The organism is Pyxidicoccus fallax (assembly GCF_012933655.1).
Taxonomy (GTDB): domain Bacteria; phylum Myxococcota; class Myxococcia; order Myxococcales; family Myxococcaceae; genus Myxococcus; species Myxococcus fallax.
In genome coordinates this window covers 17855-35086 of sequence record NZ_JABBJJ010000016.1, presented here as the reverse complement: position 1 = coordinate 35086, position 17232 = coordinate 17855, and the positions used below count along the sequence as shown (strand labels likewise).

Here is a 17232-nt window from a genome sequence, read left to right as displayed (position 1 = left end):
GGAAGCAGACCGACCTGTGCGACTGCTGGCCTACACCAAGCGCACGGCTCATACCTCCGACACAAAATGAATCATAACCGCGTCTTCCGGGTGAATCAATGTTGCCGAGAATACCGTGTTGTTGTTGCTCGGATTGATACGCTGCACGGACTTCTCGCTGACGCAGCGTGGCGTCGCGTCTCACCAGATACCTGGAACGGCGGGATGCGAGCGATTGAGCGGCTCGCGCGACGTCAGATGTTGATGCGGGAGCTCACGGTGCGGATGTCGAGCCCCAGCGCGGCGAACGCGGCGGCGTGGGCGCGTAGCAGTTCCACGAACCGCGGATGCACGTCCTGCTCCTCGTTCGACAGCAGGAAACCGTAGTTCGTCCTGGAAAGCATCCAGGAGATCCACAGCATCTCCGTGGCTTCGCTCGGAAGCGGGGCGACGTCCAGGTCCTCCTCGGTGGAGAGGGCGCCCCCCTTTCCCCAGCGCAATCCCAGACAGGCGTAGAGCACCTCGCCGGCATCCTCCCACTGGAGGTTGTTGGCCCACGCGTGCCGGAAGGTGGCGAAGAAGATGACGTAGCGGCACAGCTGCTTGAGCGCGTCCAGCTCGCCGGGCTGGGGCAGGTCGGTCCGGGTCACCGCGCTGACGGCGCGGGGCGGGGGCTCGGCGGCCTTCGCGTCCAGGTCCATGCGCTCCGAGCGCACGAACCAGGGCGCGGGCTTTCCCGGCACCCGCGCGCGCAGGTAGCGGCAGACGAAGGCCGGCACCGAGTGCGTGACGAGGTCCTCCGAGAAGCGACGCACCTCCGTCCACTGCGCCTGAATCTGCGCGTCGTGCTCGGCGAAGAAGGCGTCCACGTGCTCCCCGAGCAGCCGCCAGAACAGGTTGGCGGCGTGGGCGTAGCGGTGCCCCTCACAGACGGGTGCCGCGGGCGCGAAGCCCCGCCAGTCGTAGCTGCCCATCAGGTGCTCCAGCCGCGCCTCCACGCCCCGCTGTGTCAGCGCGCTGGCGCGAGTGATGTAGCCGGTGGGGCCCACCAGGAAGCCATTGGCGGAGTGGTTGATCAACACCACCTCGCGCAGGTGGGGCATGAGCAGCCAGCGGACGGGATTGCGCCGCAGGTTCCGGTGCGCGGCGATGGCGTACTGCTCCACGTTGAAGTGGCACTGGGCCAGGTGGTTGCCCAGCTCCGTGTCCAGCGTCGCGCTCACCCGCGCCATCCGCTTGGCGGCCTCCCAGGCGGCGCCGTCCGCGGGCGTGAAGCTCCGCCGCGTCACCGGCGAGCCCGGCGCGGTCGCCCCGGGCTCCCGCATTCCCAGGATGATGCGCACCGGCAGGAGCCGGCCCTCCACCAGCCGCAGCCGCACGTCGACGTCGGGCAGGCAGTGGAGGCCGTCCTGCTCGTAGGCGTTCCACGGCTGGTAGAGCCGGAAGGCGTTCGCGTCGCCGGGCTGCTCCGGATCCCTGTCCATGATGGACGAGAACATGCCGTTGAGCAGCCGCTCGCCGAAGTAGGCGTCGCTCCGCGAGGAGCCCGGCTCCTGCCGCTCCATGCGGACCGTCATTGGCTCGGGATAGTCGGCCTGGATCTTCGTCAGGCTCGGCGGTTGTCCCAGCCGGACCTGGAGCAGGTGCTGCCGCTTGACGAGCTCGATGGGCGCGACGGCCTTGAGCATCGCCAGCGAGCGCCCCGGCGCATACTCCGTGGGCGGCGTTCCTTCCTCCACGACGTGCAGCCGCGCCAAGGGTGTCGTGGGGTCGTACTCCCAGTAGGGCAGGCGGACCGTCCCGAAGTCGTGGTGCAGCCCGCCATGGTCGTCGGGGCCCCGCTGCGAGCCGATGCGCCGCCAGCTCTCCACCACCCGGCCATCCGGGCGGAAGGTGTGCTGCGGCTCGAAGATGCGCAGCTCCAGGTCCGGCAGGTCGCCCGCTCCGGCGTCGGCGGGGTCGTAGCGAATCTCGAAGCGCCCCTCCGCGTCCGTGAAGCCCTCGCCCAGGTAGTCATCCGGGCCGCCGAGGTCCCGGTCCCACAGCTCGACCTTCAGGTGATGCAGGGGGATGGGGCCATGAGGACCGTCCTGCTCGAACGCCAGACGGCCCCTGGCGAGGGCAGGCAGGCTCGACGGCTCGCGTACGGCGCGAGGCGCGCGAACGTGAGCAGCCAGCTTCCGGCTGATGGCTCGCCGCTGGGGCAGGTCGAGCCCCGAGTACCACCGCGCCAGCTCCTCGGGTTCCAGGAGGTCGGTGGCTTCCTCACGCTTGAAGCCCAGGGAGGACATCAGGCGACGCAGCGCCACGAGCATCAGTTCCGTCCTCGCGAGGCGTGTTCGAGGACGAGGCCTTGGAAGGCAGACAGCAGGCACATGTGAGTGCTTCTAGCACGGATGGCTCCAGGTGCCCGACTTGCCAGTCCCGCGCGCGCCATCCTATACGCAAGGGCCTGTGGTGATTCCGGGAACCCCCATGAGCACTGAATACAAACTCGTGATTCGCACGGGCTCGCGGCTTGGCGCGGGAACGGACGCGACCATCTCCGTGATTCTGGTCGGCATGCAGGGCGAGAGTGGGCCCCACGTGCTGGACAAGCCCTTCCGCAACGATTTCGGAATCGGTGCGGAGGATGTGTACACGGTGCGGGGCCCGGACGTGGGCGAGCTGCTCCTGCTGCGCTTCAGCAACACCGCGAAGTTCGAGGACGACTGGCTGCTGGAGACCGTCCAGGTGACCTCCGGCGTCAAGCTGTGGAACTTCCCCCACCACCGGTGGGTGCTGGGCAACTCGACGGTGGAGGTGCTTGAGGGAACGGCGCGGCTCGCACGGCAGGTGCGCAACGAGCGCGAGGCCACGGCCCGTCAGGCGCAGCTCCGCGCCCGCAAGGAGATGTATGGCTGGCGTCCGGCCGAGGAGACGGTGGGCCTGCCTGGCGCGCTCGACATCCGCAAGGAGCGGCCGCTGCCGAAGGACGAGCTCTACCGGGGGCTCGTGGAGGGCAGCTACGAGGTGGTCATCGCCAAGACGCTGGCGTCCATCCAGCTCCACCTGCCCATGCTGGCGAAGGTCTGGGACGGGCTGGTGGACATCTACGACTTCTTCAAGGGCATCGAGCTGCCCCACCTCGCCCAGCGGTGGAAGGACGACTACGAGTTCGCGCGGCAGGCCGTGCAGGGCATCCACCCCGTCCACATCACGAGCATCACCGCCCTGCCGGAGGGCTTCGCGCTCACCGACGACGCGGTGGCGGGCCTGCTGTCACCGGGCACCACGCTGGCCCAGGCCCTGGAGGCGCGGCGCGTCTTCCTGCTCGACCTCGAGATTCTCGAAGGCATCCAGATGTTCCGGAAGGTGGACGAGCACGGCGTGGAGGAGCGGCGCTGGGCGCCCGCGTCCCGGTGCCTGCTGTATTGGGATGACACCCACAGGCTGCGCCCGCTCGCCATCCAGCTCGGCCGCGACGCCGCGAAGGACCCGGTCTTCACGCCGAACGACGGCGAGTACGACTGGCTGGCGGCGAAGATCTTCGTGCGCTGCGGCGAGGGCAACGCCCATCAGATGGTGGGGCACGCGCTGCGCACGCACTTCGTGGCGGAGCCGTTCGTCATGGCGACGATGCGCAACCTGCCGGACCCGCACCCCGTCTACAAGCTGATGCGCCGGCACTTCCGCTACACCCTCGCCATCAACGACGGGGCCCGCAAGGGGCTGCTCGCCGAGGGCGCCGTGTTCGACGACTTCATCGCCACCGGCGGCCCGGACAAGGGGCACCTGCAGCTGGGCAAGAAGGGCTACGAGCGCTGGAAGCTGACGGACAACAAGCCCCGCGTGGACCTGGCGCGCCGCGGGGTGTTGGACCCGGCGGTGCTGCCGTACTACCCCTACCGCGACGACGCGCTGCCGCTGTGGGACGCCATCGAGGAGTACGTCGGCGGCGTGCTCGGGCACTTCTACCGGTCCGACGCGGACCTCGTGGAGGACGCGGAGCTCCAGGCCTGGTGGGCGGACCTCGTCGAGCGGGGGCTGCCCGCCGACAAGCTGCCCTGCGCGGAGCTGAAGCGCGTCTCCGACCTGGTGGACATCCTCGCCACGCTCATCTTCACGGTCAGCGTCCAGCACGCGGCGGTGAACTATCTGCAGTACGAGCACTACGCCTTCGTGCCGAACGCGCCGCTGTGCATGCGGCAGGCGCCTCCCACGCGGAAGGGCGTCATCGGCGCGAAGGAGCTCGCGGAGATGCTGCCCACCCGCTCGCAGACGCTCTGGCAGGTCGCCATCGGCCGGGCGCTCTCCAGCTTCGGTGACGACGAGGAGTACCTGTTGAACGAGGGCGGCTGGCGCGAGGTGTACTTCCAGGAGTCCGAGGTGCTCGCCGTCCAGCAGCGCTTCCAGGACCGGCTGCGCGCCCAGCTGGAAGCGGTGAAGGCCCGGAACGCGACGAGTGAGGTGCCCTACACCGTCCTGCGGCCCGACCGCATCCCCTGCGGCATCACTGTCTGAGACGTGTGAAGGAACCCATGCCGAACCTGCTCTCGCGCGGTCTGTTCAATCTGTTCTTCGGGGCCCGGCGCAAGGCGCTGCAGGGGCTTCCCGGCCCCCAGCCCGGCGTGCTGGGCAACGTGGGGGACTTCCTGGGCGTGCCACCCTGGGACGTCTGCGCGCGGTATGGGCGGGAGTATGGCGGCGTCACGCTGGTCTGGATGGGCCCCAGCCCCGCGCTGGTGCTCAACGACCCCTCGGTCATCGAGGAGGTCATGGAGACGCGCCGGCTCGAGTTCGAGAAAGGCAACGTCAACGAGCAGGTGCGCCCGACGGTGACGGACGACACGTCCTTCATCGCGAAGCAGGGCGAGGACTGGGCTGGCAAGCGTCGGACGGACCCCATGGCGCAGCCCTGGTCCGGTGACTGGCTGGCGGCCCAGGTGGGGCCCCTGCGGGCGTCCATCACCCGCTCACTGGAGGCGCTCCTGACGCAGGGCCCGCTGGACCTCACGCCCGCGCTGCGGCGGCTGACGTTCGACGCGCTCGCGGTGACGCTGGTCGGCGAGCACCTCCCGGACCCGGCCTACGACGACTTCATGCTGCTGGCGAAGGGGGCGGACGCGCGCATCAAGGCGAACCTCCCCCTGCGCTTCGTGCGCTTCCCCAAGGGCTACGAGGCCGCGAAGACGCGCTACTACGGGCAGTTCCTGGAGCGCGTTCGCGCGGCGCGGCGGACGCCCACTCCGGGCGGGCAGGACCTGCTGTCCTGGACGCTGCGCGAGATGCCGGAGATGGATGACCAGGTGCTCGCGCACCTGCTGGGCTCCAGCTTCTACGGCGGCGTCTTCTCCTGCAGCACCACGCTGGTGGGGGCCTTCCACCAGCTCCAGAAGTCCCCCGACGCCGAGGCGCGACTCGCCGCCGAGGCCGCCGCGCTGGCCGAGGCGCCACCGAGCTGGGAGGTCCTGCGCGGCGCGCGCTGGACGGAGGCCGTCGCGTACGAGGCCCTGCGCATCCTTCCGGCGGTCCGCATCTTCACCCGCACGCCGAGCGCCGACACGAAGCTGGCGGGCGTCACGCTGCCGGCGGGGACGACGCTTCTCATCTCGAACCAGCACCTGCACCGGGACCCCGCCCACTGGACGGCTCCGGACACCTTCGACCCCTCGCGCTGGCTGGACGGAGGCACGGCGAGGGATCCGCTGGGCAGTGGCCACTTCTTCCCGTTCGGCCGGGGCCCGCGCGCGTGCGTGGCCGCGCCCCTGGCGATGGTGTTCCTGCAGACGGCGCTCGCCACCCTCGCCGCGCGCGCCAGGGTGCACGTGGACTCCACGGAGCCCTTCGAGGAGGACTTCTTCTTCGGCGTCGTCCTACCGAAGGGCGTCACCGGGAAGTTCGTCGCACGCCCGGTCGTTACGGCCCGTCAGTCGGTGGGCTAGGACCTTCCCCCCTCGCAGCGAAAGCAACATGACCCTGTTTCGACATCCGAGTGATCGCATCCCCGTCCTGTTGTTCGCCTGCGTGTTCGCCCTGGACCTGACGGTCTACTTCACGTCGCGGAGCGCCTGGTTCCCCGTGCTGTGGCTCCTCCTCTGGGTGATTCCCAAGGGGTGGATCTGCGCGTGGAACCACCACCACCAGCACGTGCCCATGTTCCGGCATGCGCTGCCCAACCGCCTGCTGGAGGTGATGCTCGCGTTCCAGACGGGGGTGACGTCACATGCGTGGTTCCTGCACCACGTGCTGGGCCACCATCGCAACTACCTGGACCAGGAGAAGGACGAGGCCCGCTGGAAGCGCGCCGACGGCACGACCATGGGCGAGATGGAGTTCTCCATCATCACGACCCTGGTGGCCTACCCCCGCGCGTTCGCCGTGGGGCGGCAGCACCCGCGCTACCTGCCCGTCTTCCTGGGGATGGGCGCGCTGCAGGTGTTCCTGCTGGGCCTGCTGTTCTGGCACGACTGGTACAACGCGCTCTGGGTGTTCCTGCTGCCCATGTGCGTGTCCCTGTTCGTCACGGTGTGGGCCACGTACTTCCACCACGTGGGGCTGGACACGAACGAGCACACCCACGCGTCCTACAACATCCTGCACCGGGGCTATAACCTGATGACGGGCAACCTCGGGTACCACACGGCGCACCATGTCCGGCACGGGCTGCATTGGTCCCAGCTCCCGGAGCTGCACGCGCAGCTGGCCAAGGACATTCCCGCCACGCACTACCGCCAGCCGGGCATTCCCTTCGTCTGGCGCAATCCCGAGGCGAAGGTGGAGGTCGCGCCCGTCGCCGGCGAGGTCGCGGGCTGACGCGCCTACGCCGCCTCCCGGAGGGCCCACGCCGCCTCGGGCGAGAGGACGAACTCGCCGCCGTCGCGCACCACCCAGCCGGCGATGTCCACGGCGGGGCCCCCCACCACCTCGAGCTGGCCGGACGCCTGGCGGATGTCCACGCGTCCCAGGTGGGCGCAGGCGCTGACCTTCACGCGCACGTCGAGGTGGGCCAGCGCCCGGGCCAGCGCCCGGGCGTGCAGCTCCCGTCCCTTCTCCACCAGCCGCCGCGGCGTCGCTGAAGCGCCCTCCAGCAGGTGCACGCCCAGCAGCGTCAGGCCCGTGCGTACCGCGAGGAGGAAGCCCGCGCTCCGCAGCTCCTCCTCGACGCCGTCGAGCAGCTCGGAGGTGGTGGCGTACGCCCGGTCATCATCCCCTTCGGGCGCCACGGTGACATGCAGGGCCAGGGCGTGGGCGCCACGCGTGTGGGCGGCCAGCCGCTCGGACGAGGGAGGGAACACGGCGTCCCGCAGCGCGGCCAGGAAGGACGCCACGTCCGGGTAGCGCCTGCTGGCGTCCTTCTCCATGCAGCGCAGCACCACGGCATCCAGCGCGGGCGACATCGGCACCCGCTCACTCGGCTTCGGCGGCGGCATCTCCAGGTGCAGCATCTCCAGCTCCACCGGGTCATGCGCGTGGAAGGGATGGGTGGCGGTGAGCAGCTGGTAGAGCAGCACGCCCAGCGCGTAGATGTCCGTGGCGGGGCCGATGGGGTCTCCACGGAGCTGCTCCGGCGCCATGGCGTGCAGGCTGCCCAGCCGCTGCCCCGCCACCGTCAGCCCTCCGAAGCCGGGCTCGGGGCGGATGAACTTGGCGATGCCGAAGTCCAGCAGCTTCACCCGCGGCAGCTCGTTGCCCTCGGACAGCACGGCGACGTTGCTCGCCTTCAAATCCCGGTGCACCACCCCCGCTCGGTGGACGGCCTCCAGCGCGGCGCATACCGGCAGGAGGTAGGCCAGCACCCGCTCGGGTGACAGCCGCCCCTGCTCCCTCAGCACGTGGCTCAGCGTCCGGCTCGGCAGCAGCTCCATCACGAGGTAGGGCCTGCCGTCGCGCAGCAGGCCGAAGTCATGGATGTCCACCACATTGGGGTGGCGAATCTGGTTCACCACCCGCGCCTCGCGCACGAAGCGCTGTAGCATCTCGCGGTTGTCGGCCAGGTGGGGGTGCAGGACCTTCACCGCCGCGAGGCGGCCGAGGATGCGGTGCTCCGCCTTGTACACCGTGCCATGGCCGCCCTGACCCAACTCCTCACGCAGATGGTATTCTCCCGCCAGGGTGCCTGGCTTGAGCGCGCCGGGTCGGGGGGTGTCTGCGAAGACTCGCGTGAATGAAGCCTGTACAGAGGGCTGCGTGGCATCTTCCATGGCATCTCCGCTGACGTGGGAAACGCCTCAAGCAAATACCTCACATGAAAGCATGACAAGGCATACAGCCCCGGCGAACGAGGCTTCCGGCCCAGGCCCTCCAGCGGGGACTCCACGCGCGGTTTGGATTGGAAGCTGGAAGACAGCGAAGCGCGAAGTCCGGGGATAAGCCTTCGCCTGACGTGAAAAGCAGCCGAGCAGGGTCTAGCCTGTCGGTAGTGGGGGAGGCGCCCTCCCGGGGATGAAGGCGTCTTGAATTGAGAGAAATTGGAGGCTGCCCATGGTGAGCACTGAGTGCGCCTCGGCCGACTTCGGCCTGCTGGGCTACCGCGTTGACGAGGTGTTGGCGCGAGGGGGGTTCGGCCTGCTGCTGTCGGCCCGACGGGAGCGCGACGGCGCGCCGGTGGCCATCAAGGTGGCCCATCCCGAGAGCCCGCTGGGCTGGTCACAACTGACCCATGAATCCCAGGTGCTGCGAGCCATCGGGCCGCCCACGGTTCCGGAGGTGTACGAGGCGGGACTGCTTCCAGGGGGCCGGCCCTACGTCGTCATGCGGCGGCTGGAATGGCCCACGCTGGCCGGGTGGCTGAGGCGCAGCGAGGGGCCGCTGCCGCGCGAGGTGTTCGCCCCGTGCGCGCTCGCGCTGGCGGAGGCCGTGTCCGTCGTGCACGCGCGCGGCTTCCTGCATGGCGACCTCAAGCCGGAGCACGTGTATGTGGATTCGGCCGAGGCGCGGGTGTGTCTCATCGACTTCGGGCTGGCGAGGCCACTGGCAGCGTCCGTGCCCGTTCCGTCCTTCCTCCTCGCGAGCGGTGCCTTCGCGGGGACCCCCGAGTACATGGCCCCGGAGCAGTGCGCGGGCACGCCGTCCCTGGACGCGCGCGCGGACGTCTATGCCCTGGGCGTGCTCCTCTATGAGTTGCTCACCGGGCGGCCTCCCTTCGCCGGCACCCAGACGGAGGTGTTCCAGGCCCACCTGTCCCTCCGGCCTCCGGGGCTCGCGGGGCGGGCGGCCGTGCCGGAGGCGCTGGAGGCAGTGGTGCTGCACTGCCTCGCGAAGGAGCCGGAGCGGCGCTTCGACAGCGCGGAGGCGGTGCACCGGGCCCTCCGGGATGCCCTGGCCGGTGGCGAGCGGCCGTCCGCGCCGCGCCCCCGCGCGCCGGAAGTCCCGCTTCGCTCCGAGGCGTCGAAGCTCGGTCGCCGCACCGTCGCGGTGCTCTTCTTCCACTCCGGCGCCACGGCCGTCACCCTCCAGAAGCTGCTGGCCGACTTCGGTGGACACCTGGCCTTCTACGAGGGCACGCGCTTCGTCGGGGTGTTCGACCCGAACACCGGTGAGAATCCCGCGCAGCGCGCGGTGCGGGCCGCGGAGGGGCTCGCCGCGCACGAGCTCGCCCCCGCCGCGCTGCTGGACGTGGCGTCGGTGACGGTGCAGCAGGCGCCCGGTGGAGCGCCGCGGTACTTCGGTGGCTCCCTCACGCGGAAGGACCGCCATCCAGAGGAGGGCGACCCGGCCACCCTGCTGCTGACTCCCGCGGCGATGGAGGCCCTGCCGGAGCTGCCCTGCCAGCCGCTCCCGGGCCGTCCGGGCCTCTTCCTCCGCGCCCCGCGCCCCGCGCCGAGGCAGGACCTCACGTCGCCCTTCGCGGGGGCCGAGCCTCCCAGACTCGTGGGACGCGACGCGGAGCTGGCGGAGCTGGTGCGGAGCGCGACGGCGGCGCTGGAGGAGCGGGCGCCCACGCTGGCCGCCGTGCTGGGCGAGTGGGGCGCGGGCAAGTCGTGCCTGGGCGCGAGCCTCGTCCAGCGGCTGAGGCAGTCCTTGCCGGGGGCGCGGGTGTGCGCCCTGCGCGCGCGTCAGCCCGCGCCGGGGGCGCCCGAGGGGACGCTGCGTGCCCTCATCAGCGGGGCGCTGGGGGCCTTTCGCGGGGAGGGGACGTCGGCGAGGGACGAGGGGCGCGCCACGCTCTTCCAGTTGCTGGGCGCCGAGCTCGGCGCGGAGCTGTGGCCGGTGGTGGCCGCCACGCTCGGGTGGCTTCCTCCCGACGCGGGCGCGCTGCGGGACAGGGCCGTGGCCCCGGGCGCCCTGCACTCGCTGGCCGTGCGCGCCGCTGGCGAGCTGCTGGCCGCGCGCGCCCGCCGTCAGCCCCTGTGCCTCATCATCGACGACGCGCAAGAGGCCGGTGAGACGGCGCTGGACGCCCTGGAGTACGCCACGCTGGCCGAGTCCGGTCTGCCGCTCTGGGTGTGCGTGCTGGCGCGCCCGGCCTTCCAGCGCCTGCGACCCGAGTGGGGCGCTCGCGCCGCGCGCAGCCCTGTCCTGCCGCTCGGCCCGCTGCCACGGGACGCCGCGGTGGCGCTGTGTCGCGACCTCCTGGTGCCGGCGGAGAACGTCCCCATCGAGGTGCTGGAGCAGCTGGCCGAGCGCGCCCGCCGCGGCCCGCGCCTGCTGGTGGAGCTGGTGCACGGCCTCAAGCGGCAGGGGCGGGTGCTCCAGCGCCCCGGCGGGGGGAGCTGGTACCTCGTCACGGACCAGCTGGACGAGGTGCCCGAGCTGCACCTCGTGGAGTGGCTGGCGGAGCGCGAGCTGCGGGCGCTGCCGTCGACGCTGTCGGCGCATGCCCGGCTGTGCGCGCTGCTGGGCCCGGGCTTCACCGTCGCCGAGCTCGAGGGCGTGGTGCGCGAGCTGGAGCGGGACGGTGGCGCGGCGGACTTCCCGCTGGACTCGCGCTACGCCACGCGCCGGCTGCGGGAGCTGGGGCTGCTGGTGCCCCAGCGGCAGGGAGGGTACTGCTTCCGCGACGAGCTGCTGCGCGCGACGGTGGCCCGCGAGCTGCCCGAGGCGGACCGCGCGCGCATCCACCGCGCCGCCTGGCGCTACTACCAGGGCGAGCCGCTCGCGGCCGACCGCCAGCGCCTGCCGAAGCTGGCGCGCCACGCCGCCGCCGCCGGCCTGCGCGAGGAGGGCGCGACCCTCTACGCCCTCCTGGCCGAGTCGGCTCGCGGCCGTCACGCCTATCTGGAGGCGGAGTCGACCTATACGCGCGCGCTGGAGTTGCTGCCCGCCGAGGACGCGCGGCGCCGGCTCGATGCCCTGCGTGGCCGGGGCCTGATGCGCTACCGCGTGGGCCGCTACGAGGACTCGCGGGCGGACTTCGCCGAGGCGCGGGAGCTGGCGCGGCGCCTGGGCGCGGATGGCGACGAGGTGGAGCTGCTGCTGGACGAGGCCATGGCCCTGGACTGGACGAACGACTACGCCGCCTCCGGGGCGCGGGTGGAGGAGGCCCGGCGGCTGGCGCGGCAGCGGGGCCTGCGTTCTCCCCAGCTCCACGTGCGGCTGCTCCTGGGCCAGGGGCGCGCGCGGCTGCGCGGTGGCGCGTGGGCGGAGGCCTGTGTCCAATTGGAGGAGGCCGCCACCCGCGCGCTCGCCCTGGGGGACGCCGGCTATGAGTCCTGGGTGGTGTCGCTGCTGATGCTGGCCGCCATCCTCCCCATGCTGGGCCGCATCGACGACGCCGAGCGCATCTTCGAGGAGCTCATCGCCGGCTGCCACCGGCGAGGGGATCGGCTGCACCTGGGCAGTGCCCTCAACAACCGGCGCAACCTCCGGGTGGCGCGCGGAGACCTGCCCGGCGCGCTGAAGGACCAGGAGCAGTTCATGCGGCTGGGCCGCGAGTTGGGAATGGTGGGGTGGGAGTACTTCGCCGAGTACAACATGGGCGAGTTGCTCTACCAGTCCGGAGCCCCGGAGGCGGCCCTGCCGCACATCCTCCGCGCCGTCGCGCTGGAGCAGCGGCACCGCGAGGTGGCCCCCCGGCCGTGGGCCCTGCTCCTCCACGCGAGGGTGCTGGCCTGGATGGGAGAGGACGCGCGGGCGAGGCAGCGGCTCGCCGAGGTGCGCCAGGGCGTGGCGTCCACCGGCATCCCCCTGAGTCCCTCCGAGGACGTCCTCCTCGGCCTGGTGGAGCTGGCCACCCGGGAGTCGAGCCCCGAGGAGTGGCGCGCGCTCCAGGGCCGCGCCGACGCATGCTCGGTGGAGCAGGAGCCCCTGGAGGTGCTGGAGCTGCAGGCCCTGGCACGCAGGAGGCGGGGGGAGCGCGAGGCGCCGGTGCGGCTGCTGGAGGAGGCGCTGCGCCGCGCCGCCCGCATCCCCAACCTCATGCAGGCGCGGCTGCGGCGCGGCCTGGAGCAGGTGCGCGTCCGGGCCGTGGGGTGAGGCCCGCGTGCCGCGTCACGGGCAGTTACCGCAGTCGCTCTCGCAGGCGTCGTACCGGTTGCTGCCGGTACGAGGGTCCGGGTCGCACGACTCGGTCAACTGGCAGACGCCGTCGCCGCACCGATAGATGTCCGCGGGCCGGATGCGGGTGGTGAGGGGCTTGTAGGTGACTCCATTGAAGACGCAGGACGTGTAATGGGTCTTGCTTTCGTCCAGGTCGCAGATGCTTTTGCAGGTGCCGACGTGCCGGATGGGCGGGCACTCGACGCTCGCACCGTTGCCCTGGGACGCCAGACCGCAGGCGCGGGCGCTGCTCTCCATGACGGTGAGGTTGCGGTCATTGCAGGCGAAGACGCCCGCTCCGTTGATGAGGTTGCCGAAGAACGCGGCCTCCTTTTCGGAGAACACCGTGGCCTCCGACTGCGTCACGGGCAGCAGGGTGCCCACGGCGGTAGCCCCGCGGACGGAGACCTCCATCTGGATGCCGTACTTGTTCACGTGGGCCGCGAGGCACCCGGTGATGAGCTGCTCCTCGACCGGGGTGATGGGCTGGCCGCTCGCCCAGCCAGGGGTGAGGCCCAACAGCCCGGGCCAGGTGTAGGTGATGCCCGTCGAGGGGGCCTGGTAGGTGAGCGAGCTGCCCTCGGCGTAGGCGCAGGCCACCACGTACTTCATCACCATGTCGGAGTACGCCGACGCGGTGGAGTCGAACCAGGTGCCGAAGCTGGCGGTGCTCACCCCGTTGGTGCTGAGGCCGTTGGTGATGAGCCCATTGGTGATGAGGCCGTTGGTGATGAGCCCGTTGGTGATGAGCCCGTTGGGTGACAGGCCGTTGGCGGACTGAAGGGAGTCGTCGGAGGCGTGGATCGGCCTGCCTTCACCGGGAAGCTCCTCCGGAGGCAGAGCCTCGCAGCCGAGGGTGCCGCACCAGAGCGCGGGAACACCCAGGAGTACAGTCACCCAGCGTCCCACGGCTGTCCGTGGTCCTCCTGGGAAATTCCCGCGTTGGCTCCTGTCGTCTCGGCTCATGAGTCCCTCTCCTGTCTGGTGTTACAGCCAGCAGGGTAGCGGGCGTGCGGGACGGAAGCGGCGGGTGCACCTTTTCCCGATACGGGGTTCGCTTCAGCGGAGGACATTACAGGCGCAACGACGTTGCGCAGTCCGTGAGGGAATGGCCCCGCGGTCCGGGTCCATCCCGAACCGCCGATCCATGGACGGTGGATGCTGATAGGGAGTGGCTATCAAATCACGATGAAAGTTGTATTGGCGGATATGAGCCGCCGGCAGCATCTTCACGTGCATCCTTGTGACAGCAGCAGGAGACATCTCGATGGTCATGGCATTGGCGGGACTCGGTTCAGGTGCGCTGCACGCGTTGTCGGGACCGGACCACCTGCTCAGCCTGGCCCCTTTGTCGGTGGGCCGGCGGCAAGGTGCGTGGCGGGTGGGGCTGCTGTGGGGCATCGGCCACGGGCTCGGGACACTCGCCGCGTCCGCGGTGCTCCTGATGGCGCTCTCCGCCGTGCATCTTGAGGGCGCCGAGCGCTGGGGCGAGCGCGTGGCCGCACTGGCGCTGTTCGGCATGGGTGTCTGGGGCTTGAAGCGGCGCTCGCTGAGCAGCCAGCCAGAGGCGGCAACGCGGGGCGTGCTCGCGGTGGGCCTGGTGCATGGCCTCACCGGCGCGGCGGCGCTGCTGCTCATCCTGCCCGCCACGGTGTCCGGCTCGGCCATGGACCGCGCCCTCTTCCTGGGCGGCTTCTCCATTGGAAGCACCCTGGCGATGGCGGCGCTCACGGCCGGCATCGCCACCTTCTCCCAGGCGCGGGGGCTCTCGGCGACGCTGAGCGCCAAGGTCCCCCGGCTGGCCTCCGCGCTCTCCATCGTGTTGGGGAGCGCGTGGATGGTCGGCAGTCTCTGAGCTTCAGCGCAGGCCGGGCACGCCCAGGGCCAGCCCCGCGCCCAGCACGGCCATCTGCAGCGTCCTTCGCATGGAGGTGAGTCCTCGTTCGTGGGAGATCCGTGCCGGCCTCGTCAAAAGGAGGCGACCGGGTCGGAGTCGGTATTGCGCTCCGGCTGCCGCGGCGCTGCCGTCACGGCCGGAGCGACCACCCCGTGCCAGGCCACGTGAGAGGTGTGCACGGCGTCCGGTGTGAAGGTCGTATAGTCCAGGATGTACGGACGCCGCGTGTCCGGGGGCCGCGCCATGCCCGCCAGCTCCGCCGGGCCGCCCGGCCTCACCGCGCGGACCCGTCTCTTCCATTCCGTTTCTGGGCACATGTCCCGCTCCAGGTTGTCGTGTCGCACTCCGCTTCAGGAGCCATGGGATACGAAGACCCGGTCTTTTTCCGGCCATGTCCCAGCGGGCTGCCGGGAGAAACCCATCACAGCGCAACGACCTATGACTCCGCGCGCGGGTGCGGTAGGCCGGAGGGCATGTCCCTGAACATCGCCATCCTGGATGACTACCAGCGCGTCGCCCGTGGACTCGCGGACTGGGCACGGCTGCCCGCTGGCAGCGGACTCCACATCTTCGACCGGTACCTCGCTACCGTGGAGGAGCGGGCCGCCGCGCTCCAGCCCTTCGACGTGCTCGTGCTCATGCGGGAGCGGACGCCGTTTCCCGCCGCGCTCATCGAGCGGCTGCCGAACCTGAGGCTGCTCGTCACCACCGGAGGGCGCAACGCGGCCATCGACCTGGAAGCGTGCCGCGCGCGGGGCATCACCGTCTGCGGCACGGGCAACGTGGGCGCGCCGACGGCGGAGCTGGCCTGGGGGCTCATCCTGGCACTGGTGAAGCGCATTCCGGTGGAGGACCGCGCCCTGCGCGCGGGCGCATGGCAGACGGGGCTCACGGAGGGGCTGGCCGGCAAGCGGCTCGGGCTCGTGGGGCTGGGCAAGCTGGGGAGCCAGATGGCGCGGGTGGGGCAGGCCTTCGGCATGGAGGTGGTGGCCTGGAGCCAGAACCTCACCGACGCGCGGGCGGCGGAGGCCGGCGTGCGCCGGGTGGAGAAGCGGGAGTTGTTCGCCACCTCGGACGTCGTCAGCCTGCACCTCGTGCTCGGGGAGCGCACGCGAGGTGTCGTGGGGACCGAGGAGCTGGGCGCGATGAAGCCGACGGCCTGGTTCATCAACACCGCCCGCGCCGGGCTGGTGGACGAGCCCGCGCTGCTGGCGGCGCTGCGTGAGCAGCGCATCGCCGGGGCCGGGCTGGACGTCTATTCCGAGGAGCCGCTGCCCGCCGGCCACCCGCTGCTGGCGCTGCCCAACGTCGTGCTGACGCCGCACCTGGGCTACGTGACGCGGGAGAACTACGCCGTCTTCTACCGGGATGCCCTGGAGGACATCCTGGCCTGGCACGCGGGCGCGCCGGTGCGGCTCCTCACCTGACCTCGGACACCTGCGTGTGACGCTTGGGGGCGCGCTCGCTCGCGAGCGCCGCCAGCTTCAGCACGGCCCGGGCGTGGCCTCCATTCAGGTCGTCCGCCGGGAAGACGTCGAGCGGCTCCTCGGGAGGGATGCCCCGGGCCTCGAAGAGCTTGCCCTCCGCGTCGAGGTACTCCTCGTTGGACAGCTCCATGCGCCAGCCGTTGGGCAGCGGCTTCACGAGCACGTCGGAGAAGGCGCCGCGCGTGGCGGTGCCCACGTGGGTGACGTTGGGCAGCGCGCGCATGGACAGCGTGAAGACCTCTCCGGCGCTCACGGTGATGTCGCTCGTCACGACGTAGACGGGGCCGAGGAAGCGGGCCCGGGTGGTGGGCTCCACGAGGAAGGCCTGGGGCTTCACGTCCACGTTCCGGGGACGCTTGGTGTAGGCCCGCGCCTCCCGCGAGGTGAAGCGCGCGGCGATGTCCCGGCCGATGACGTCATAGCCGCCGCGGTTGTTGCTCACGTCGACGATGACGGCCCGGGCGTGATGGAAGGACTTCAGTGCCTCGTCGAGCGCCTCGTTCAACGCGCGGCGCTCCTCCTCGAGGGAGGCCTCTCCCTCGACGAGCCCACCCATGGTCAGGATGTTGAGGTACCCGATGTCCCCGTCGATGAGGCCATGCATCACGCGGTTGTTCGCCGCGACATGTCCCTGGCTCTTCAGCACCGTCTGGAGGACTCCCTCGCGCCAGGCGCCCATCCACGCGCGCTGGGCCTCCTTCGGGGACAGCCCGGCCTTCTGGCCCGCCTCCAGGACGCGCTTCGTGGTCACCCCCTGGCCCTCGCTGAAATCGAGCGTCTCGCCGTCCACCTCCGCCGACAGGCCCGTGTGCGCATCGTCCAGGCCCTTCAGCAGCTCCGTGAAGACGGCGAACAGCGCGCGCGGCTCCGTGGCGTCCGTTACCTTCGGGCGGAGCGCCGCGACGCGCTCCTTCCAGGGGTGCTCGTACTCCTCGAAGAAGCCGTAGTGCTCGGAGAAGGTCGCCACGAAGAGGTCGAACAGGCGCGGCGGAGACCAGGAGGCGGATGCGGCCGCGCAGGCCTCGGGCAGGGCCCCGAGCTTGTCGAAGACGTAGCGCGTCTCCCCGGGAAGGCTGGCCAGGGACAGGACGTCCGGGGCCTGGTTCACCTCCGGGTCCACGAAGGCGAGCTCGGCGAGCATGCCCTCCTCGCCGAGCGGGTCCGGGTAGCAGCCAGCCTTCGTCTCATGGAACAGCCGGGCGCCGTCCTCGGACACGGACAGCACCACGCCGTAGCCTCGTGAGCGCCACACCCCACGCGCCCGCTCGGCGGTGCGCCCGTTCTCGATGAGCGGAACCGTCGGCTCGCGGAACTCGCACGCGGTTCCCCGGAAGAGCGAGCAGCCCGAGAGACCCGCGGAGAGGACGAGGACGGCGGCGGCTGAGACAGAAAAAGCCGGGTGTTTCAAAG

At 71.0% G+C, this 17232-nt stretch carries 10 protein-coding genes; 6 read left to right on the top strand and 4 right to left on the bottom strand.

The genetic code is table 11. The annotated features are described in order from the left end of the window. Positions 1–233: 233 nt before the first annotated feature. Positions 234–2294, bottom strand: a complete 2061-nt coding sequence (locus HG543_RS05410) for a lipoxygenase family protein (RefSeq protein ID WP_169343594.1) — start codon at positions 2292–2294, stop codon at positions 234–236. Positions 2295–2454: 160 nt separating this feature from the next. On the opposite strand from HG543_RS05410, the gene HG543_RS05405 reads away from it, so the two are divergent. From HG543_RS05405 to HG543_RS05395, 3 genes are read left to right on the top strand one after another with little or no spacing between them, the layout of a single operon-like run. Beyond that, entirely contained in the window at positions 2455–4482 is a 2028-nt protein-coding gene (locus tag HG543_RS05405) for a lipoxygenase family protein (RefSeq protein WP_169343593.1), read from the top strand. A gap of 17 nt (positions 4483–4499) precedes the next feature. Beyond that, positions 4500–5903, top strand: coding sequence for a cytochrome P450 (locus HG543_RS05400; RefSeq protein WP_169343592.1), 1404 nt, complete (start codon positions 4500–4502; stop codon positions 5901–5903). A gap of 28 nt (positions 5904–5931) precedes the next feature. After that, complete coding sequence (locus HG543_RS05395) at positions 5932–6774, top strand: fatty acid desaturase family protein (RefSeq protein ID WP_169343591.1); 843 nt, start codon at positions 5932–5934, stop codon at positions 6772–6774. Between the two features lie 5 nt (positions 6775–6779). On the opposite strand, the gene HG543_RS05390 is transcribed toward HG543_RS05395, so the two are convergent. Then, positions 6780–8042 carry a serine/threonine-protein kinase gene (locus tag HG543_RS05390; RefSeq protein ID WP_246356776.1) on the bottom strand — a complete coding sequence of 421 codons (1263 nt, stop codon included), beginning with the start codon at positions 8040–8042 and terminating at the stop codon, positions 6780–6782. 400 nt (positions 8043–8442) lie between these two features. On the opposite strand from HG543_RS05390, the gene HG543_RS05385 reads away from it, so the two are divergent. Beyond that, positions 8443–12375 carry a serine/threonine-protein kinase gene (locus tag HG543_RS05385; RefSeq protein WP_169343590.1) on the top strand — a complete coding sequence of 1311 codons (3933 nt, stop codon included), beginning with the start codon at positions 8443–8445 and terminating at the stop codon, positions 12373–12375. A 15-nt stretch (positions 12376–12390) separates the two neighbouring features. Here HG543_RS05385 and HG543_RS05380 read toward each other — a convergent pair whose 3' ends face one another. Continuing rightward, positions 12391–13335: a hypothetical protein gene (locus HG543_RS05380; protein ID WP_169343589.1), complete on the bottom strand. Its 945-nt coding sequence runs from the start codon at positions 13333–13335 to the stop codon at positions 12391–12393. Positions 13336–13705: 370 nt separating this feature from the next. Here HG543_RS05380 and HG543_RS54390 point away from each other — a divergent pair, with 370 nt between their 5' ends. After that, positions 13706–14293 carry a HupE/UreJ family protein gene (locus HG543_RS54390; RefSeq protein ID WP_171817977.1) on the top strand — a complete coding sequence of 196 codons (588 nt, stop codon included), beginning with the start codon at positions 13706–13708 and terminating at the stop codon, positions 14291–14293. 515 nt (positions 14294–14808) lie between these two features. Next, positions 14809–15762: a D-2-hydroxyacid dehydrogenase family protein gene (locus HG543_RS05370; RefSeq protein ID WP_246356775.1), complete on the top strand. Its 954-nt coding sequence runs from the start codon at positions 14809–14811 to the stop codon at positions 15760–15762. Here the strand turns inward: HG543_RS05370 and HG543_RS05365 are convergent. Continuing rightward, the gene (locus tag HG543_RS05365; RefSeq protein WP_169343588.1) at positions 15755–17230 is read right to left on the bottom strand and encodes a S41 family peptidase; all 1476 of its coding nucleotides are present in this window, start codon (positions 17228–17230) and stop codon (positions 15755–15757) included. The genes HG543_RS05370 and HG543_RS05365 overlap by 8 nt on opposite strands. Positions 17231–17232: the final 2 nt, after the last annotated feature.